At 41.0% G+C, this 20,049-nt stretch carries 16 protein-coding genes; 1 reads left to right on the top strand and 15 read right to left on the bottom strand.

Annotated elements, in window-relative coordinates:
• Positions 1-21: 21 nt before the first annotated feature.
• The 9 genes from FPK91_RS01330 to htpX all read right to left on the bottom strand — a co-directional run bounded on the left by FPK91_RS01330 (position 22) and on the right by htpX (position 12,196).
• Positions 22-1,488 carry a NarK family nitrate/nitrite MFS transporter gene (locus FPK91_RS01330; RefSeq protein ID WP_144206944.1) on the bottom strand — a complete coding sequence of 489 codons (1,467 nt, stop codon included), beginning with the start codon at positions 1,486-1,488 and terminating at the stop codon, positions 22-24.
• 11 nt (positions 1,489-1,499) lie between these two features.
• Positions 1,500-1,823: a nitrite reductase small subunit NirD gene (gene nirD, locus FPK91_RS01325; RefSeq protein ID WP_144206942.1), complete on the bottom strand. Its 324-nt coding sequence runs from the start codon at positions 1,821-1,823 to the stop codon at positions 1,500-1,502.
• Positions 1,820-4,465 (bottom strand): nitrite reductase large subunit NirB, encoded by a 2,646-nt coding sequence (gene nirB / locus FPK91_RS01320; RefSeq protein ID WP_144206940.1) that lies wholly within the window; start codon positions 4,463-4,465, stop codon positions 1,820-1,822. Before nirB ends, nirD begins: the two co-directional genes overlap by 4 nt.
• A gap of 322 nt (positions 4,466-4,787) precedes the next feature.
• Entirely contained in the window at positions 4,788-5,450 is a 663-nt protein-coding gene (locus FPK91_RS01315; RefSeq protein WP_144206938.1) for an ANTAR domain-containing response regulator, read from the bottom strand.
• A gap of 4 nt (positions 5,451-5,454) precedes the next feature.
• Positions 5,455-6,645, bottom strand: a complete 1,191-nt coding sequence (locus tag FPK91_RS01310) for a glycosyl transferase (protein WP_144206936.1) — start codon at positions 6,643-6,645, stop codon at positions 5,455-5,457.
• A complete protein-coding gene (gene cobA, locus FPK91_RS01305; RefSeq protein ID WP_144206934.1) occupies positions 6,638-7,483 on the bottom strand; it encodes a uroporphyrinogen-III C-methyltransferase in 846 nt (281 codons plus the stop codon). Before cobA ends, FPK91_RS01310 begins: the two co-directional genes overlap by 8 nt.
• Positions 7,483-10,287 (bottom strand): nitrate reductase, encoded by a 2,805-nt coding sequence (locus FPK91_RS01300; protein WP_144206932.1) that lies wholly within the window; start codon positions 10,285-10,287, stop codon positions 7,483-7,485. The genes cobA and FPK91_RS01300 overlap by 1 nt, the downstream gene beginning before the upstream one ends.
• A gap of 422 nt (positions 10,288-10,709) precedes the next feature.
• Positions 10,710-11,045 (bottom strand): tetraheme c-type cytochrome CctA, encoded by a 336-nt coding sequence (gene cctA, locus FPK91_RS01295; protein ID WP_144206929.1) that lies wholly within the window; start codon positions 11,043-11,045, stop codon positions 10,710-10,712.
• Positions 11,046-11,332: 287 nt separating this feature from the next.
• On the bottom strand, positions 11,333-12,196 hold the full coding sequence (htpX, locus tag FPK91_RS01290; protein ID WP_144206927.1) for a protease HtpX: 864 nt from the start codon (positions 12,194-12,196) through the stop codon (positions 11,333-11,335).
• A gap of 442 nt (positions 12,197-12,638) precedes the next feature.
• Here htpX and pepE point away from each other — a divergent pair, with 442 nt between their 5' ends.
• A complete protein-coding gene (gene pepE / locus FPK91_RS01285; protein WP_144206925.1) occupies positions 12,639-13,349 on the top strand; it encodes a dipeptidase PepE in 711 nt (236 codons plus the stop codon).
• A gap of 89 nt (positions 13,350-13,438) precedes the next feature.
• Here the strand turns inward: pepE and FPK91_RS01280 are convergent, their stop codons facing one another.
• From FPK91_RS01280 to FPK91_RS01255, 6 genes are all read right to left on the bottom strand, one after another.
• Positions 13,439-15,691, bottom strand: a complete 2,253-nt coding sequence (locus tag FPK91_RS01280; RefSeq protein ID WP_227006654.1) for a TonB-dependent hemoglobin/transferrin/lactoferrin family receptor — start codon at positions 15,689-15,691, stop codon at positions 13,439-13,441.
• 383 nt (positions 15,692-16,074) lie between these two features.
• Positions 16,075-16,671 carry a MepB family protein gene (locus FPK91_RS01275; protein ID WP_227006653.1) on the bottom strand — a complete coding sequence of 199 codons (597 nt, stop codon included), beginning with the start codon at positions 16,669-16,671 and terminating at the stop codon, positions 16,075-16,077.
• A gap of 41 nt (positions 16,672-16,712) precedes the next feature.
• The gene (locus FPK91_RS01270; RefSeq protein WP_144206921.1) at positions 16,713-17,231 is read right to left on the bottom strand and encodes a hypothetical protein; all 519 of its coding nucleotides are present in this window, start codon (positions 17,229-17,231) and stop codon (positions 16,713-16,715) included.
• A 60-nt stretch (positions 17,232-17,291) separates the two neighbouring features.
• Positions 17,292-17,990: a dethiobiotin synthase gene (bioD, locus tag FPK91_RS01265; protein ID WP_168926936.1), complete on the bottom strand. Its 699-nt coding sequence runs from the start codon at positions 17,988-17,990 to the stop codon at positions 17,292-17,294.
• Positions 17,991-18,029: 39 nt separating this feature from the next.
• Positions 18,030-18,815 (bottom strand): methyltransferase domain-containing protein, encoded by a 786-nt coding sequence (locus FPK91_RS01260; protein ID WP_158638058.1) that lies wholly within the window; start codon positions 18,813-18,815, stop codon positions 18,030-18,032.
• An 8-nt stretch (positions 18,816-18,823) separates the two neighbouring features.
• Positions 18,824-20,023, bottom strand: a complete 1,200-nt coding sequence (locus FPK91_RS01255) for an aminotransferase class I/II-fold pyridoxal phosphate-dependent enzyme (RefSeq protein WP_144206916.1) — start codon at positions 20,021-20,023, stop codon at positions 18,824-18,826.
• Between the last annotated feature and the right edge of the window lie 26 nt (positions 20,024-20,049).

Here is a 20,049-nt window from a genome sequence, read left to right as displayed (position 1 = left end):
ACTAATAGCCAATAATATAAACTAGTTAACACTGATCAATGTGACTTCACCTTTTTCATTCACCTCAGCCATATGACCTTTGGGTTCAGTCATGAAGAATAAAGTGATAAACCCTAGCACTGCACTGACAGCAATCACATTAAAGAACACGGGTGTCGGCACCATAGAATAAACCGTTAAAAAGAATACCGCTCCGACATTACCATAAGCGCCTGTCATGCCTGCAATTTGCCCCGTTAGACGACGTTTAATGAGTGGTACTGCAGCAAACACAGCACCCTCGCCGCCTTGAACGAAGAATGAACACGCCATAACCACCACAATCGCTAAAGGTAATGACCAGGTTCCATCAATGTGGCTTACTGCAAAATATCCAATTGCCAGACCTGCAGTTAAAATCATCAATGTTGTCTTACGGCCAAACTTATCACTTAACCAACCACCGCCCGGACGAGACATTAAATTCATAAAGGCATAGCTAGAGGCAACCATACCCGCTTGCGCCATCCCTAAATCAAATGTCTCAGCAAAAAACAGTGGCAACATTGATACTACAGCCAGTTCAGAGCCAAAGGTCGTGAAGTAAAGCACATTAAGCACGGCCACTTGTTTAAACTTATAACGTTCAAACTCAGGCACTTCTTTCACAAAAATATCTTTATTCACTTCGTAGGTTTTATAAACATCAAAAATGAATATGACGACTAATGAAGCATAAATGATATAGGTCATTTGTTGCTCAATCATGCTCACACCTGCTGGCGATAACTTCCATGCCAGTAATGCAAGTGTTGCATACATCGGGATTTTCATGAAAATTAGTAATGCGAAATCACCTTTACTGGTTACCTCTAAACCACCCGCTTTTTTCGGTTTAAAGTAAGTCGAACCCTTAGGGGTATCAGTGACGTTAAAATAATAAACAAAAGCAAATAAGAAGCTCATTAAACCAGTAAGACCAATGGCATAGCGCCAGCCATCTTCGCCGCCAAAGTAAATAGCAACCGCTGGTAAAGTAAATGCAGCAGCTGCACTACCAAAGTTGCCCCAACCGCCATATATGCCTTCAGCAGTGCCTAACTCTTTAGCTGGAAACCACTCACTGACGATACGAATACCAATAACAAAACCCGCACCAATAAACCCAATAAGAAACCGAGCCATGGCTAATTGTTCGAACGAGTCGGCAACCGCGAACATAAAACAGGGAATGGAACAAACCCCCATTAGTACCGAGTAAGTCAGCCTCGGGCCGTATTTATCAGTGACCATGCCGATGATAACGCGAGCTGGAATCGTTAAAGCCACGTTCAAAATAAGTAAGGTTTTGATTTGTGATTTTGTCAGCCCCAAGCTATCAGCAATAACACTTAATAAAGGCGCGGCGTTAAACCACACCACAAAAGTGATAAAAAATGCCACCCAACTTAGGTGCAAGACTTTCATCTTGCCCGAAAATGAAAATAGATTAAATTTCTGAGAACTCATACTGCACGTCCTTATTTAGCTAAAACCAATACCTGGCCAGCTTCCTTTTTAATTTCGTATGGCGCGGCAACCAAAGCACTGTCTTCAAGACAGACACCTGTTGCTAGGCTGTAGTGCTGCTTATAAAGCGGAGAAGCAACACACAAGTTACCTTCAACTTCGCAAATTAGTCCACGCGCTAACAAACTCACACCTGTTGCAGGGTCAACATTATCAATGGCAAATAAACCGTGTTTTCCTAAATCAAAAATGGCAACGGCTTTACCAGCAACCCATGCGGCAATACCGGTACCTTGCGGTAAAGTAGACTCATTACATACATTCACCCAACTCATACTAATTCCTCCGCAGTTTCTGATTCTGATTCAACTTCTTTAATAGCAATGTTGCCAGCTCCTGTTGCTTTGGCGACAGGGAAGCGTTGCTCACGAGCACGATGATAATGGTGTGTTTCACCTTCTGGCTTGTCGTCAGGATTTACAAACTCATTAAAGCGCGCCAAGAATTCTGGTTTTTCAAGGCTGGTTTTCCATTCACATTGGTAAGTATCAACAATTTTTGCCATTTGATTATCAAGCTCAGCAGCTAGACCTAAACTATCCTGTATAACCACTGATTTGAGATACTCCAAACCGCCTTCTAACGAGTCCATCCAGGTTGAGGTACGTTGTAACTTGTCAGCTGTTTTGATGTAAAACATCAATACTCTATCGATGTACTTAATCATGGTTTCAGTATCTAAATCGGTAGCAAATAAATCACCATGACGAGGACGCATACCGCCATTACCTGCAACGTATAAGTTCCAACCTTTATCAGTTGCTATCACGCCAATATCTTTACTTTGCGCTTCAGCACATTCACGAGTACAACCCGATACCGCAAATTTAATCTTATGGGGACTACGCAGACCTTTATAACGATTCTCTAAATCAATCGCGGTGCCCACTGAATCTTGCACGCCGTAACGACACCAAGTGCTGCCAACACACGACTTAACTGTGCGCAGTGATTTACCGTAGGCATGGCCTGTTTCAAAGCCAGCATCAATTAACTTGCCCCAAATAGTCGGTAACTCAGATAATTTTGCGCCAAATAAATCGATACGTTGACCACCGGTTATTTTGGTGTACAAGTCATATTCTTTGGCAATGGCACCTATGGCAATTAGGCCATCAGGGGTTATTTCACCGCCGGCAATACGCGGTACGACTGAGTAAGTACCATCTTTTTGCAAGTTACCTAGATATGCATCATTGGTGTCTTGTAATTGCACATGGCTGCTATCTTGGTTTAATACATATTTATTTTGTAATGATGCAAAGATTGAACCCGCTGCAGGTTTACAAATATCACAACCAAATGTCGATACCGCATTGGTACCTGCATGTTTACCATGACGTGTAATCAATGTGTCAAAATCGGTGATATTTTCAACTTGGCACAAGTGATATAAAGACTGTCTATCGTGTTCAAAATGCTCACAAATTCCGGTATTACACTCTAGGCCTTCGGCCAATAATGCTTCATCCATAATTTGTTTAACTAATGGCGCACAACCGCCGCAACCTGATGCCGCTCGGGTACATGACTTGATTTCAGCAATGGTATGGTTACCGTCTTTCACTGAGTTAACGATGTCAGCTTTAGTCACTTGATGGCATGAACAAACAATTGAAGAGTCTTTTAAATCAACTGCAGATTCATCACCACCAAGCAGTAATTCAACGGCGTTACCTTCAATTTCATCCTGCGATAAATAACAATCAAGTAAACGGCTATAGTCACTGTTGTCACCCACTAATACCGCGCCTTTTAAGAATTTACCTGTTTCATCCAACCACAGTTTTTTGTAAATCCCGGTTTGGTTATCAGATAACTCCACAAATTGTGCATTTTCAAAACCGCGACTTTCACCAATTGCAGCAACATCGACGCCGAGTAACTTCAATTTAGTGCTCATGTCTGCACCCGTGAACGCTATAGCAGATGTAGACTCTTCTGCTGCGCTAGCGGCAATATACGATACCGCAACACGCGCCATTTGATAACCCGGTGCAACCAAGCCAAAAATACGGTTTTGCCATAAGGCACATTCACCAATGGCATATACATCAGGTGCAGAGGTTAAGCAGTTATCATCAATTGAAATACCGCCGCGCTCACCCATTTTCAAGCCACTGCTACGTGCTAATGCATCTTGAGGACGAATACCCGCAGAGAAAACAATCATGTCAGTTTCAAGGAAACTGTCATCATTGAATGTCATGCGATGTACTGCGCTTTCACCGTCGATAATTGCCGTGGTGGCTTTAGAGGTATGAACAGATACACCTAACTCATTAATTTTACTTTTAAGTAAATCGCCCGCTTTATCATTTAACTGTACTGGCATTAACTGCGGTGCAAACTCAACCACATGAGTCGTTACCCCAAGTGCCATTAATGCATTCGCCGCTTCAAGTCCTAATAAGCCACCACCCACTACCACGCCCACTTTTGATTTTTTCGCTGCCGCTTCAATATCTTGTAAATCTTCAATGGTTCGGTATACAACACAGCTTTCGCGGTCGTTACCTGCTATTGGTGGTACAAAAGGATAAGAACCTGTTGCCAGTACTAAACTGTCATATGAAGTGGTAACGCCCGCTTCAGTCGTCACCGTTTTATTGGCTGTATCAATCGCCGTAATGCGCGTATCCAAATGCAGCGTCACGCCCCAATCTAAATAATCCTGAGCACTTGTCAGCATTAGCTCATCAGCACTGCCCGTTTCAAAGTACTTTGAAAGTTGCACACGGTCATATGCAGGACGAGGCTCTTCACCAAACACCTCTATATCAAATTGCTGCTGCAACCCTTGGCTACATAATTGCTCAATAAAGTGATGGCCAACCATGCCATTACCGATCACTACAAGCTTAGATTTTGCTTTCTCTATTGATGTTGAATTAGCCGAAGCTGCTGCATTAGCCATGAAAGGCTCCTTAATTTTATTTTGAAGCCCTAAAAACAAAAAAGCGCCAGTCTCTGCGTTAACAGAGCTGGCGCCATTGCCAAGAACATTCAAATTTTCAATATAAACTGTTTAAACTGATTTAATTAACTAACAACACAGATTGAAACGCCATTGCTTCTGCTGGTTGATTACTTAATTTGAATTTGTATTATCTAAACGAACAAGTCGTTACCCATTATTCATTTTTTATCACTAATTTATTGTTTGCATTGACCGTGCCAACAAGAAAAGTAACGTAAACAACTGATTATTAATAATTTTATTTTATTACCCTTAACAGTTATGATACTACTCTGTTCATTGCAGGAGCGTTCGCACCAAATTGGTGCGAACGCTTTGCATCATCTTGATCTGCATCTATCTTGTTTGCTTTAATTTGCTGCGCTGCAGTAATTATTTTCTGCGCCATTTCAGCCACCGTAATCCCATGACTCATCGCTTGCTGCTGGATCAGTTCATGAGCCACTTTTTCGGTAATACCTTGCTGTTGCAATAAGGATTTTGCTTTTGATACAAACCTCATTGATGAGCACTTTTCATCAAGAATTTTCACTTTTTCAAGCATGTTAGAGGCATTGTTAAAGCGAATTTTTGCAAGGTTTAATAGCGACATTAATCGGGTAGATGACAGCTGTTCTGGTACAAATGTCACCCTGCCACATGACAATAAACTGGCGACATTATCGTCATTCCATACATGGGCATTGACAATAAGTGGCAATGCCGTACTTGAAAGTAAACGACCAATAAAGGCTTGCTGTAACGCCTGCAATTCATGAGTTAAAAATATCAAACATAAGCCTTTACCACTAAGAACATTTTTTTCTAATTCGCTCAATGAAGTCACTTCAATACAAGATTCTGACTGGCTTAATTGCGTAATATAATCGTTAAATAATGCATCATTATTAAATGAAGGATCGCGATAGATATAATTCACCATAAGCTTAACTCCCTGCGCCAAGATTTATTGAGCGACTCGCCTGTTCAGGTGAATCCCAAAGGTTACTGGGTATGCACATATTTTTACTCATATTTTGAGTGCGATTAAACCATGCTTTTTTAGCCTGTTTTAAAGCATCACTTATCATTAACTCTTTGGATATCAGCACATTTACCAATGCCATTGTGGCAGTAATACTGGCAATTGCTTGTTGTAATTGCGTGGTGGATAAATCCTTTTCTGCTATGTCTTCACCGCGCCAAAGCTGTGCAAGCACGACTACATCTAAATCTGACTGGCCGACTTTTGCACCAACAAAGGCCTCTAACTGGGTTGGCAAATCAAATGAGCTGAGTTTAGCTATATTGTTTGCATCAAAACGAAGCAAATTCACTTTTGTGCTGACCCTTGGATTAACTTCTGTTTCACCCTGTAAGCCTTTAAAAATAGCAATATCAGTAGCTTGAAATTCAGTTTGCCCATCAGCATTTTTTACAGATTTTTCTGTCATTAATTGTGCAACCTGATGATGCAAGGAGTCTAAACCGGGGTGAAAAAAACTACGTAAACTAAAAGGGGCATTGCATGGGTTAACACAACGAACAGACATTTGAATTAAGCTGCGTAAACCTAACTCCTGGTGTAATGCACGACAGTCATTTAATACCGGAATAAAATCAGCGGAGTTAACATAAATAACCCCATGTTCAGCCAGCATTTCAGCCGCTTGCTCAGGTGTTTTACATTGCGGAATCGCTAATGCCGCAATATAAGACTCTACATGGCGTCGATGGGGTAAAGACTGGCTGTCACCATGCAGTACTAGAGTTTTACCCTGTTTAACTAACATTTTTGCGGCCAGTAACAGCCAAGGTAATTGTTCACGTTTACCAGCATATACCGGCCAGTCAATGTCAGCGTTAATATGTTGCCATTGAGGCGAAACTAACTGTTTTAGACCTGATGCAACGCCTGCAAGTTCTTCAACTGACTCACCACGCACCCGCATTAGCATCATTGCAGCTGCCATTTGCGCCTTGGAAATATCACCAGCAGAAAACCCTTTAATTAAATGCGCCGCTTCTTCAAAGTTGAGTGTTCTACAACCCTTAATCCCTTTGCCAAGGGCTTTAACGAGCTTACGATTGTCAAAATCATTTGAGTTCAACATGTCTTGGGTTTGTTGTTCAACCATTTACAACCTCTGCCATGGGTTGTGGATTGGCTTTAATATCTGCCAGTAATGTCGCTAACTCCTGACCTACAGCAACCACCTCACCAATGATGATTAACGTTGGGCCACTGTCTTTGATTAATGTCGCTTGTTCAGCCATATTGCAGACATTGGCATAGGTAATTAATTGATTAGGTCTGCCGCCATTGGTGACAAATGCCACAGGTAATTTAGCATCGGCGTTAACCGCCATAAGGCCTGCTGAAATGGCTGTTGCTTGCTCTTTACCCATGTAAAAAACCAGTGTTGATTCTGCTTCTAGTAAACCTTTCCAATGGGTTGGCGACTGATCAAATTTAGTACCTGTCACTAAGGTCACTGAACGAGCGGTTCCGCGATAAGTTAACGGAATACCGGTTGTAGAAGCACAGCCTAACGCTGCGGTAATACCCGCTGTAAAACGGCTGGTTATACCCAATTTTGCCAAATATAACGACTCTTCAGCGCCGCGACCAAAAATATGTGGGTCACCACCTTTTAAGCGCACGACCTTAAGCCCTTGTAAGGCAAGCTTTGCTAGCAAGGCATTTATGTCATCTTGCTTATAGCTTGGTTGGCCACAACGTTTACCGACAAAGTGACGCTGACAATCCACAGATACTAATGAAAGTATGTCACTACTCACTAAGCTGTCATAAACTAGTGCTTCTGCTTGTGACACAATTCTCGCGGCTTTAATCGTCATTAAATCTAACTGGCCACAACCCGCGCCGACAATTTCAACCTCACCTGAAATCAAATCATTATTGGAGGCTAATGCTCTATTAAAGTTAACTAGCTTATTTAATGAATGGCTCATCACGCCACCTCCTCTTGGGTTGATTTTCGTTCTTGTTCTGGTAATTGTGCTGCTATGTCTGCCAAACCAATATTCCAAATGTCTTTTGCACACTGGGTGACTTCACTATGGCAACTACCACACTGTCTGCCGCAACCTAACTCTGTTTGCGTTTCATCTAAGGCTTTTACGAAATCGGAGTGAGTAATCGCAGTCGATTGTTCTAGGCTACTAGCGCGTTTATTAAACACGCTGTCATCCAATTTTTGCAGCATGGCATCTTGAATATTGGCTTCGGTCACACCTGTACAGGCACATATAAGCGGACTATTACCCGCCTTTATCAGTTGATGTAATTGACCCATTAACGCCACATTAACCGTTTGACCAATTAATAAATGCAGCGGTTCTAATGACACCGCGACCTTCGTTTCACTTAACAGTTTCAGCGACACTAACTGACTCTTATTAACGTTACATTGCACATGAATAATTTGCTGAGTAGCCAGTCGCACCGTCCACTTCAATGAGTGCAAGCTTGATTGAAATGCAAAACCCGCGTCTGCATCTTCAAAACCAATATGATGACAAGTACCTGCTGATAATGTTTGCTGCACATTCCAATTAACGCCTTGTAATTTCGGATCATGAATGCCAAAAATAACCCCTTGAAGTGCCAGCGGTACTTTGATTAATTCAACGGGTTGGCCTTTAAATGCAGGTTGTTTTGAATGCGGGTCGAATTGGCTATCAAGTGCAACGTTGACACCTTGACCCATTGAAAACTGATTTGACCAATGCATCGACATAAAGGCCATATCCAGGGTTTGATTATCATCGGCAACCACTCTTGCTACTGGTCTATTTGATACAGCTAAAGAGGCTGAAGATAAGGATAAATTCTCACGAAAAGCGACAAAGTCATCTTCGGCAAGATTGAGTTGATTCAATGTCGATGGATGCAACGAAATAACAGGCTCAGGAATACTGGCACGAAGACTGGCAACATGGCCAGTTCGAGTCATGGTGTGCCATTGATCACGGCTGCGGCCACTATTTAATCTTACTTGTGTTTCATTTAGCGGGCTTAAAGTAGATTGCGTTGTAGTTTCAATAAATTGGGCTTTGCCTGATGCAGTAGAAAACACACCATCAGCATACATACGCTGGCTATGAAGCCCGATATGACGGCTTTGTGCTACAGGCCATTGGGTCGGTAGTAAATCGTCATACTGCGCATCAGTTAATTCAGCCAAGCCAGATAAATCAAACTGCTTTTGCGGGAATGCTTGCTTAACGGTTTTTGATAATTGAGCAAATTCTTTAAACACTGCAGCGCTATTGTTAAAACTAAAGCTTTGCTCAAAACCCATTGCTTTAGCCACTTCAGCTAATGCCCACCAGTCAGCTTTAGCTGCACCTTTTGCCGCAATAAATCCACGTTGGCGAGTAATAACACGCTCACTGTTGGTCACAGTGCCACATTTTTCTGACCACCCCTGAGCAGGCAATAAAACATCAGCCATTTGTGCTGTTGTTGAATCTTGGGTAATTTCAGACACTACTACAAACGGGCAAGTTTCTAATGCTTGAGTGATTTTCGGCGTATTAGGCATGGAAACCAAAGGGTTGGTCCCCATTATCCACAGCGCTTTAATTTTACCCTCTGCCATAGCATCAAATAACTCAACCGCAGTTAAACCTTTATTTTGTGCAATTACATCAGATTGCCAAAAATCGCCTAACAACTGACGCTCTGGTTCAGAAAAGCCCATATGACATGCAAGCTGCGTCGCTAAACCACCCACCTCACGTCCACCCATTGCATTCGGTTGTCCGGTAAGTGAAAGAAAGCCGCTACCAGCTTGGCCCATATGGCCAAGGGCAAGATGGCAATTAATCATCGCATTGGTGGTGTCAGTACCTGATACAGACTGATTTACACCTTGGCAGCTAGCAGTCATCACCTTGTCGTTATCGATAAACAACTGATAAAAATCAGATAACTCACTGGTTGATACTAATAAGTCCTTAGCAAGGTTTTCGAAATCAGCGCTTTGACTAGCCACATGCACTAATGTTTGCGCGAAGTTTTCTGTGTGCGCATCAATATATGGCTGATTTAAGCTATCGTTATTAGCGATAAAATTCAGTAAACCATTAAACAGTAATGTATCGGTACCCGGCGCGATTTGAAGATGCAAGTCAGCCTGGCTTGCCGTTGCTGTTTTAGCAGGGTCAATCACAACAATTTTAGTGCCGTTAAGCTGGCGGGCTTTAATCATCCGTTGAAATAAAACCGGATGGGTCCAAGCTGTATTTGCGCCAACAAGTACAATCACTTCCGCCTGTTCAAAATCGTCATAACAACCCGCTACAACGTCCTCTCCAAATGCGCGCATATGTGCACTTACAGCTGAAGACATACACAAGCGAGAGTTGGTATCTACGTTTGAAGTCCCAATAAAGCCTTTTGCGAGTTTATTAGCGACATAATAGTCTTCAGTTAATAATTGACCTGAAAGATAAAAAGCGACTGAATCGGCACCAAATTCTGCAATCGTTTGTTTAAACGTATCAGCAATAGTTGAAATCGCTTCAGACCATTCAACGGGTTTACCAGACTTTAATTGGGGATATCTGAGTGTATTTGGCTGGGCTAAGCTTTCTAATAAGCGCTCGCCTTTGGCACATAACTGACCTTTATTCGCTGGATGATTCATATCACCCTCAAGCTCAAATCCAATGCTGCTTTTTGCACTAGGCGTTAAGCTTATACCGCAGCCGACCCCACAATAAGCACAACTCGATTGGATATTAGACATGCGACTTCCTTTTACTCACTCGTTTTTAATGTGAATAACATCGCAAATCTTGTGCCAATTACTAATGTTATGATTTTTAATAGATTTGTCTATTTTGTAGCGCATACTCGCTGCTACATGTTCGACATAGGTGCACAAAACCGCACCAAAAATGCGCATGTCATTGATAACACTACAAATAAACTACCTCTTTAGAGGTAGTTTATGGAAGTTAAATCACAACTAAACTTGAGTTTAAGAGTACAAGATATGCTAAAAACCTGAAGAGCTTAATTTTACGAGGTTCATGATTAATTCAATATCATGGCTAAATGACTGCAACTGAGTCGATCCATTATTGTAGATTTAAAATTGACCCAATAAAAAAGCGCTGAATAATCAGCGCTTTTAAAATCATTAAGTGAAATCTAAATAAACATCAGTTATTTAGCAACACGGCCATCATCATGGCAGCTATCACATGTAGGTACATCACCTACATTCATGTCATGTGGAGCATGACAATCAGCACACATTAACATGCCATCATGCGGCGTATGATTTTCGTCCATTTCCGCAAGTGTTCCGTGACAGTCTTGACACTGTTCGAATTCATATGCGCCATCAGCTGATGGTTCACCATCTGCATGACAACTTTCACAGCCACCCATATCAGAATGGAAATCTGCAAGATTTTCATCTGCAGCAAAAGCGTTCGACGACAAAGTTAATACAGCTAAAGCTGCTGCAAACAATGCTACAAGAATTTTATTGCTCACTATAGTACCCTCCAGTTGTGATAATCGAAAAAGCTCTCATCAATGTAACTTTCATTCATATCATTTATCAGCACGACATTCTTCTGCTCATATATAAACTTAGCTAACACTGGTTGATTTAGCAACACTAAATACAAGTGAGTAAGTTTAACAATCACCTAAGACTTCCTTATCTGTTACACAATGTAACAACATAATAAAAGTGGGGTTATTCTAACGATTAAATCACAAAAAGAAAGCAATAAAAAAGGAGCCAAGCGGCTCCTTTTTCTATTTAGATTAATCGATTAGCTATTTTTTAATGCACTAATACGCTTTTCTAATGGTGGGTGACTCATCAAGAATTCAGCCATTGAACGCTTACCGTTAATGCCTAAAGCCGACATCTGTGCTGGCATAGCGCCGGTTTCAGGACCGGTTTTTAAGCGCTCCAAAGCAGCAATCATTTTCTCTTTGCTGGCAAGTTTTGCTGCGCCTTCATCAGCTTTGAACTCACGAATACGAGAGAAGTAAGCTACGATCATTGATGCAAGAATACCAAATAACATATCCATCACGAATACGACTGCCATGTAAGCAAACATGCCTAGGCCTTCACCGTCTTCACTGTTATTAGCTACAACGTTATTCACAATACCTGCGACTACGCGGGCTGCAAAAATAACAAAAGTGTTCACAACGCCTTGAATTAGCGTCAAAGTTACCATGTCACCGTTGGCTACGTGACTGACTTCATGAGCCAGTACACCTTCAATTTCGTCTTGAGTCATGCCGTAAAGTAGGCCTGAACTTACCGCAACAAGCGCATTATCTCTACTCGGTCCAGTTGCAAAAGCATTCATTTCTTCAGATTGATAAATAGCAACTTCTGGCATTTTAATGCCTGCTTGCTTAGCTTGACGAGTTACCGTTTCAACTAACCAACGTTCAGTATTATCACGAGGTGTGGTAATGACTTCACAGCCCATGGTTTTCTTTGCCATCCACTTTGAGATAGCTAAACTGACAAACGCGCCGCCAAAACCAAACATAGCAGCAAAAATTAATAACCCACTCATGCTTGAGGTACTAACACCTAGCAAAGACATCACAATCGATGCTACAAGCAAAATGGCTAAGTTAGTGCCAATTAATAAAAAAATTCGTAACATTACAACTCCTATCTGGCATAGATGCCGATTCAAACACAAAGTCTAATATTTAATACTTTGGTTTACTTAAATGACTAGGATTCAATTTAAACACTAGGGTTTATTTTTAGTACTAGGCTGCAAAAACAAGCTGATTTAAACAATAGTGTATTCTTAAACGCTTAAAGACATAATATGTCCAAAATTTCAATTTTCAAGGTTGATATCTAAAAATGTGACATAAAATGTCAAATTTAATAAGAGAATACCACTCCCAACCCTAACCTAAGCTGAACACTTAATTTATCAGGCCGGAGAGTCTAGGCAGAGAGTATTAACCTAAACTTAAATCACACTGACATTTACTCAAAACCTTAGCTATGTCCTATTGAATCCAATTAATCTTTGTTAATATCAATTTAAGCACAACAATAATTAATTTAATCAGTTAAAGGATTTAATCATGGCAATGAATGCACTCATGCTCAGCAGCTCAAGAGAAGGCGATACGCCCTATTTAGCCCACGCGATTGAATACATCAAACCGCTGACAGCACATGCCAAAAATTGGATTTTTATCCCTTATGCCGGTGTTAGTATAGATTACGACCAATATCTAGAGATGGTAACGAAAGGCCTTGCCGAGCTTAATATTCACATCACCAGTATTCACCAACATAGTGAACCTAAGCAGGCGATTAAAGACGCTGATGGTATTTTTGTTGGCGGCGGTAATACCTTCCAGTTGTTGAATGAGCTTTACCGCTACGACCTTATTCATTTAATCAATGAACAAGTGTCTAATGGTAAGCCTTATGTCGGTTGGAGCGCTGGGTCAAACATTACCGGGCTAAGCATCCGAACCACTAATGATATGCCTATTGTTGAGCCAGCGTCATTCACAGGTCTTAAATTACTGCCTTTTCAGCTAAACCCTCATTACACCAATTACCAAGCTCCTGGTCATAATGGCGAAACCCGCGCACAGCGTTTACTAGAATTTACCAAGGTTGATCCATTAACACCGGTTATTGGTATTCAAGAAGGCACAGCACTATGGCGTCAAGGAGATAAATTGTCGTTAATAGGTGATAAACCCGCTTATTTATTCCATGGTAAACAACAAGAGATTGAAATTACAGTAGGTAGTGATTTAAGCAGTTACCTTGATTAAGTCAGCTAGACATTAGAAATAAAAAAGCCTTAAATCCATCTAGATTTAAGGCTTTTTTAGCTCAAGACTAATAATTTCTTAGTATCAGTCTAGAACGTGTAATTAACTTTTACGCTGAAATAACGGCCAACTTGGGTATAAGTGTCTTCCGTTACACCCAAATTGCTCATTAGGAACTTAGATTGTCCTGCAACATCTGAGTACTCGATGTATTCAGTATCAAATATATTGAACACACCAGTACGCAACGTCCAGTTATCACTTAACATCACATTCGCAGTCACATCAAACACGGCATAGCCTGCGGTGTTAAATACTTCGTTGAAATCCATGCCTGGAATAGGAAGCGGGAAAATATCTAAATCCGTAGTGCGATCCATTTTGTCTGCAAAACGTGCAGTTAAACCAAAATCGACTTCTTTATTAGCAATATTAGCGTAATAGTTAACCCCGACATTGCCTTTTAAAGGACTAACTGAATTTAAGTAATCGCCATTTTCATCTTCACCGTGGGTATAAGCAATGTTACCCCAGACTTCAATATCATCATTTAACCACTGACGAAATGACGCTTCAGCACCATACAAGGTCACTTTATCGTAGTTAATATAACGGTACTCTAATGAGGTTGGTAAAGCACAACCTAACATGCCACCACAACCAACGAATTCCCAATCAATATAATCATTAGCTTGGGTATAAAACGTAGTGAACTCGTATTGAGTATCGCCGTGATGACCACGCACACCTACTTCGATGGTATGACTTGACTCAGATTCTAAGTCATAGTTAGCTTGTATCATTACAGGAAACGGCATTTTGCCATCTTTTACTTCTAGCTCACCCCATTTTTGATCAGGAGTTGGCATTTTGTAACCATAAGCATACTGTGCATACACATTAACGTTTGGCGTCATGTGATATACAAGGCCAAGCTTAGGAGACCAAAAACCATCACTCATTTCATTAAAATCAGCGGGGTCACGACCTGCTTCTTCAGCTTGTTGTTGATCAGGAGTATTTCTGAAATAGTCATAACGTAAACCTAAAATGGCATTCAATTTACCGTCATAAAAAGTAATATCATCCTGAACAAACGCACCAACACGTAAGCTCTTAGTATCAGCAAATGAGAAAGTATCAGTATCAGAAGGAACCCAATTCCCTGCATCATCCATCACTTGGTAATCACGTGGACGACTCATTTCTGACTGTTCAACATCGACACCATAAATAATGTTGTGGTCATGGCCAGTTAATGACAAAGATTTAGCAAACGTACTGGCGAAACCAACACGGTACTCATCAAATTGGTAATCTCGATGCTCGGTAATATCACGTGCACCGCTTTGCGTACCATCATAGTAATCGCGTTTTTCACTTTGGTCGGTTTTTCCGTAATAAAACACAAAATCGACATTGTCATGAATTGAACGCTCTTTAGTTGAACGTAAGCGCAATGAGGTATTTAATGACTGAGTTTGACGGTCATAATCAATTGACTGACTATTGTCTACACTATTTTCCCAACGATCTAATTGCTGATTCATGTAATCAACGGTTAACTGTAAATTGGTATCATCGTTAAAGTGATACTTACTTTTAACGAGAAAACTATCTGTCACTAAATCACTTTCAGGCAAGGTGCCATCATAGTTTTGCTGTTCTTCACCTTCACGGCGTTGATAAGTGACTAAGTTATCAAAATCACCAGCAGAAAAGGCACTGGTGAAGCCTGCACTGTACTCATCATTCATGCCGGTATAACCCGCATTCGCTGAAAAGTAATAATCGTCGCCACGTAAGTAATCATCAGCATCCTTTGATGTCATCACTAATACGCCACCGAGTGCGTCAGAACCATACATAGTCGATGCAGCAGCTTTCAGTACTTCAACTTGCTTTAGGCCTTCAACTTCAGTTAATCCACGGCCGGTGCCTTCAGCACCAGGGCCTAATGGTGAAGCATATTGGTTGTTCACACGAACACCATCTTTGACCATCATCACACGATTGCCACCAATGCCACGAATCGTCACTGAACTTGGCTTACCTGCACCGCCTTTTACATCAACAGCAGCTTCTTTTTGGAATAAAGTCGAAAAATCTGATGTCAAATTACGTGCAATAGCTTCCTCATCTATCACTACTACTGAACCAGCAACTTGATCCAGAGTTTGCTCCATACGAGAGCCCGAAATAACAATCACTTCGTGAAAATTTGAAATAGATTGTTTAATTTCTTCTTGCGATACAACTTCACCTGTATCCGCTATAACTTGAGGGGATAATGCCGCAGCAATTGCAGCACTAATTAATTTAACAGAAAGTGGTTTCATCATCGCAATCCTTAAATAAAACTTAATAGGAATTAATCTCATCTTTAATGGCGCAGGAGTCTACCATGAAGATTTTTTTACATAGCGATCACGATCCCAATATTAATCCTTGATAATTAAACTTAAGCCTTTTCTTATAAACAGCTTCAAAGGATTAACGGTAATTTAAAGAATCATTAAACAGCGTTAACCTTTACGAGCTTATTTAACAACAATGTAGAGTTCATGTATCAAGGATAATTTGAGTAGAAAGAGAAATTGAAGCGACCTAAAATTAACGATTTATCGTTAATCAGTAAGAGGAAGTCATCACATTATGCTGATTGTTGAATAGAATAGTTCAAACAACTGGGCAGAGAGTTATATCTGCATTTATACCGTTAATATTATTTTTGAGTAATGATGCTGGTTAATTTACCTGCATCTATCGAGCTATTTTCATCTATCTCAATAAAATAAGGTAATTGCCAACGCTGAGTTTTTCTCCCTGAGGCTGAAAACACCTGAGTACCAACCTCACCTCTGTCATCACTCCAAGGGGGAAACACTCTAAATCCAGTTTTGCCTTTGCTTATGTCTGTTGAAATGATCCCTTTTTTCACCAGCAGTGATACTGGAAAGATAAATAGTCCGGACTGTGGTATTTCTATGACATTATCTTTATTGGTCGAAACAGAATGCGCTTCTACCTGTACAAATAAAAAGTCGAGATCATTAGTGCTATATGGAATGGGCTTATGACTTCCTGAATAACAAGGTGATGGACGTTGCCAAATAGCGAGAAAAGCACCAGGTCTATCTGCAGTCACCTTCCCCTTTCGGTAAATTATATTGTGGTCATTTATAGAGAAAGTGAGTCCTCCATATTGAGCACTTTCAGGAATAGGGTCTAGTTCAATATTTTTAGTGACGTTATAACCAGCAGGAGTAAACCCTTTGATTAAAAGCGACTCGAGTTCATCTCGATATTTTTGACTAAGCAACAAAGACTCCAATGTTATTATCTGTAATTTTAAATAACGCGCTAAACATCATTAACCGTTTTTGGCAGATACGAACCATCACAAATACTAAAATCCATATCTGCAGGAGGTGTTTTCGGCATTTTATCAGCTTGAAAACAGCCCCAAACACCAAGGCCAATAAAGAATATAGGTAACGCAATGCATGACAATGATTTAAGTTTTGCTTTCCAGCCGCGAAGTATCGGAGTGGGCTTGTATACCTTAACGCCCATGGGTGGAAACTGTTGCTCTTGTAAACCTTTAATTCCCATCGGCAACAGTGAAAAACTCACCAGAAAAAAACAGAAGATAGGTAGACCGACAAAGACTGAATACCAAAGCACTGTAATGCCAGAAAAACCGAAAGGAGTATGACAGTGAGCAGTAGTCGCATACCAAGAAATATAGGGAAACACCCACTTGTTATGAGTTATGACGATTAAAGCCCCGAGTAAAGCATACAATGTCACTCGGCGTATTTTCTCAGCTTGGGTAAACTCTGGGGCGAATTCGATGATTTCTCTCCTTGAAAATATCAAATGCTAAAAGCTATTACTTGTAAGCTAAAAAGGCAAACACTAAAGCTAAAATTTAAAACCCTATAGCGCTGAATTATCAATATGCTCAGCGGCATTTAAAGCAGTTGGCTCAATTAAATGCGGCACATAACCCAAGTATGGCGCTTTCATTAATGCTTGTAAGCTTGATAAGTTCTCATCTATTTCACTCATTTCAGGGTCAACTTGATTGGCGACCCAACCTGCAATGTTAAGCCCGTCAGCTTCAATGGCTTCTTGGGTTAATAAAGCATGGTTAAGGCAACCGAGTTTCATGCCCACTACCAAAATAATACCAACATCATTTTGCTGTGAAAGTTGCTGTACTGATTGCGATAAGTATTGACCTTTGCTTAAAGGTAATCGCCAACCACCAGCACCTTCAATTAATGCGAAGTCGGCACTATTGAGTACATCGATTGGCAATAAATCAACCACGGCATTGGCGGTTAAATTCACCCCTTGTTGCTTTGCAGCAATATGCGGCGCAATGGCAGGTTTGAATGCGATAGGGTTTATTTTATTGTAATCGAGCGAAATAGTAGATTGTTCAATTAGACTCAGTGCGTCGCTATTACGAAGCCCTGCATCTGTTTCTATGCAGCCTGAAGCGATGGGTTTTACACCGAGGGTTTTAGGTTTTTCATTAACAACTAAAGCTTGTCTGCTAGCAAGATTAAGCAATGCCGATGATATAAGGGTTTTACCGCTATCGGTGTCCGTTCCTGTCACAAAGTAAATCATCGAGATATGCCCTATTTTTTATCAAATTGGCTAAGTTTAGCGTTTGGCGAGTCTTAAATAGCTGATGTTATAGCTTAAAGGTAAACCGTTTGCTTCACGTAACTTTTCCGCTTTATCCACTAACGCGAGCCAATCTTTTCGGCCACGTAATCGACTGTTATTTTTGGCTGCTAAGGTTTTATCTTGGTATTCACTCACTGAAGCGCCAACACCTTTAATGGAATAAAGTAATGCCTTTAAATCGGTAAAATGCACTTGTTCGGTTGTGGTCTCAGCAAATAGAATTTGCCATTGAGTGGTATCAATCGCGGCAATAATGTCATCTAGATGCCGAAAGGCATTATGGCCTAGCCCTAAAGTTTCAAGCTCTGAAAGACTGCCATCACTTACCACACTAATCAGTGCTTCACTCCGAGGTGTTAATACTCGATTAAGCTCGCTGAACACCTGATTTAAATCACCACACCACTGCAATACTAGGTTGGAGTAGATGCAGTCCATGCTGCTAGCCGCTATAGGAAGGCTGGCTGCATCGGCACAAATAGTGTGATATTGAGGAAACGATTGCTGCACGGCTTTTAGCATTTCTGCAGAGAGGTCCACAGCTGTTACTTTCGTAACACGACCTTTATTAATATTAAAGTCAGTACCGGGTCCACAGCCTAAATCCAGTAAATGCCCTTTTAACGCAACGTCTGCTGTATCCCCTGCACTAGCAAGCTGCATTAATCTACCAGCTGTAATCCGCTGCAATACATCATGCTGCTTATAGGTTGCTGCAGCTTGGGAAAATTTAACCGCTACAGGGTTTTCTAAATTCATTAAAATACTCATGTTAACTGTACTACTAAGGCGTCAACTAATTGAATTATTTGCTTAGCATTATGGGTGGCATTGATAGTCACTCTCAGCCTTGCTTGTCCTTTAGGCACTGTTGGCGGCCTAATCGCGCCGACCAATAACCCTTGTTCCCTTAATGCCTTAGCTATCGTGACTGTGCGTTCACTGTCACCAATTATTACCGGCTGAATAGCGGTTGTAGACTCGGTTATGGCTATATTTTTAGCGTCACAAAGTGATTTAAAGAGTGCGATATTGGCAAGTAATGTTGATGCTTTATGAGTTTGCGACTGAGTTAAATTAACCGCTGTTAGCGCTAAGTGCGCACTGGCAGGCGAAAGTGCGGTTGAATAAATGTAATGACGTGATTGCGCCACCATATAATCAATCACTTGCTGTGACGCTAACACGCAGGCACCTTGGCAGCCGAGCGCTTTACCAAAGGTAATGACTTGAATATCGCATTGTGGTGTAACGACTGAACCACTAACGTTAAGGCTATTGCTATTCGCGTTTTCATCATTTTCGTCATCAAGATCAAAATAGTCGATACCAAAACCATGGGCATCATCAACCACTAACCAGCTATTATGCTGCTTACACAGGTTTGATAATGCTTTTAACGGCGCAATATCGCCATCCATACTAAAAACACTTTCGGTAAATAAGGCACTATTTGGGAATCGATTAAGTAACTGCTCAGCATGGGCTAAATCGTTATGTTTATAACGTTTAAGTGAAGCGCCGCTGTCTTTTACGCCGTCTATCACTGATGCATGAATAAGCTTATCGGCAATAATTACATCGCCTGCTTCAAATAAGGTTTTGATTAACGCTTGGTTGGCACTGAATCCTGAGCAAAATAATAGCCCTGCTTCATGGCCAGTAATATCACATAGGCGTTGTTCAAGCTTTAGATGGGCGTCGCTATAGCCTGACACTAATGGCGAGGCTTTACTGCCCACACCATATTTTATCGCGCCAGCATGAATAGCGGCAATCATTTCGGGATCATTGGCCAGACCAAGGTAATCGTTGTGACTGAAATCAATAATATTGGGAATTGTTGGAGCTAAGTTGTTAGCCGATGCCTTATCTAACTCAGCTAACTTTCTTTGCCTTAGCAAGCCATCGGTTTGCAGTTGCTGCAAACGATGACTTATTCGATCTGATATTGGGTGATTTGCCATGAATACTGCCTTCTACTGACAAATGT

Source organism: Shewanella donghaensis, assembly GCF_007567505.1.
Classification (GTDB): domain Bacteria; phylum Pseudomonadota; class Gammaproteobacteria; order Enterobacterales; family Shewanellaceae; genus Shewanella; species Shewanella donghaensis.
The sequence above is the reverse complement of the archived record's forward strand: the minus strand, read 5'-3'. Positions and strand labels throughout refer to the sequence as shown.

Excerpts from the sequence above, each read along its gene's own strand:
- FPK91_RS01330 (WP_144206944.1), bottom strand. The coding sequence starts at position 1,488 with ATGAGTTCTCAGAAATTTAATCTATTTTCATTTTCGGGCAAGATGAAA.
- nirD (WP_144206942.1), bottom strand. The coding sequence starts at position 1,823 with ATGAGTTGGGTGAATGTATGTAATGAGTCTACTTTACCGCAAGGTACC.
- nirB (WP_144206940.1), bottom strand. The coding sequence starts at position 4,465 with ATGGCTAATGCAGCAGCTTCGGCTAATTCAACATCAATAGAGAAAGCA.
- FPK91_RS01315 (WP_144206938.1), bottom strand. The coding sequence starts at position 5,450 with ATGGTGAATTATATCTATCGCGATCCTTCATTTAATAATGATGCATTA.
- FPK91_RS01310 (WP_144206936.1), bottom strand. The coding sequence starts at position 6,645 with ATGGTTGAACAACAAACCCAAGACATGTTGAACTCAAATGATTTTGAC.
- cobA (WP_144206934.1), bottom strand. The coding sequence starts at position 7,483 with ATGAGCCATTCATTAAATAAGCTAGTTAACTTTAATAGAGCATTAGCC.
- FPK91_RS01300 (WP_144206932.1), bottom strand. The coding sequence starts at position 10,287 with ATGTCTAATATCCAATCGAGTTGTGCTTATTGTGGGGTCGGCTGCGGT.
- htpX (WP_144206927.1), bottom strand. The coding sequence starts at position 12,196 with ATGTTACGAATTTTTTTATTAATTGGCACTAACTTAGCCATTTTGCTT.
- pepE (WP_144206925.1), top strand. The coding sequence starts at position 12,639 with ATGGCAATGAATGCACTCATGCTCAGCAGCTCAAGAGAAGGCGATACG.
- FPK91_RS01280 (WP_227006654.1), bottom strand. The coding sequence starts at position 15,691 with ATGATGAAACCACTTTCTGTTAAATTAATTAGTGCTGCAATTGCTGCG.
- FPK91_RS01260 (WP_158638058.1), bottom strand. The coding sequence starts at position 18,815 with ATGAATTTAGAAAACCCTGTAGCGGTTAAATTTTCCCAAGCTGCAGCA.
- FPK91_RS01255 (WP_144206916.1), bottom strand. The coding sequence starts at position 20,023 with ATGGCAAATCACCCAATATCAGATCGAATAAGTCATCGTTTGCAGCAA.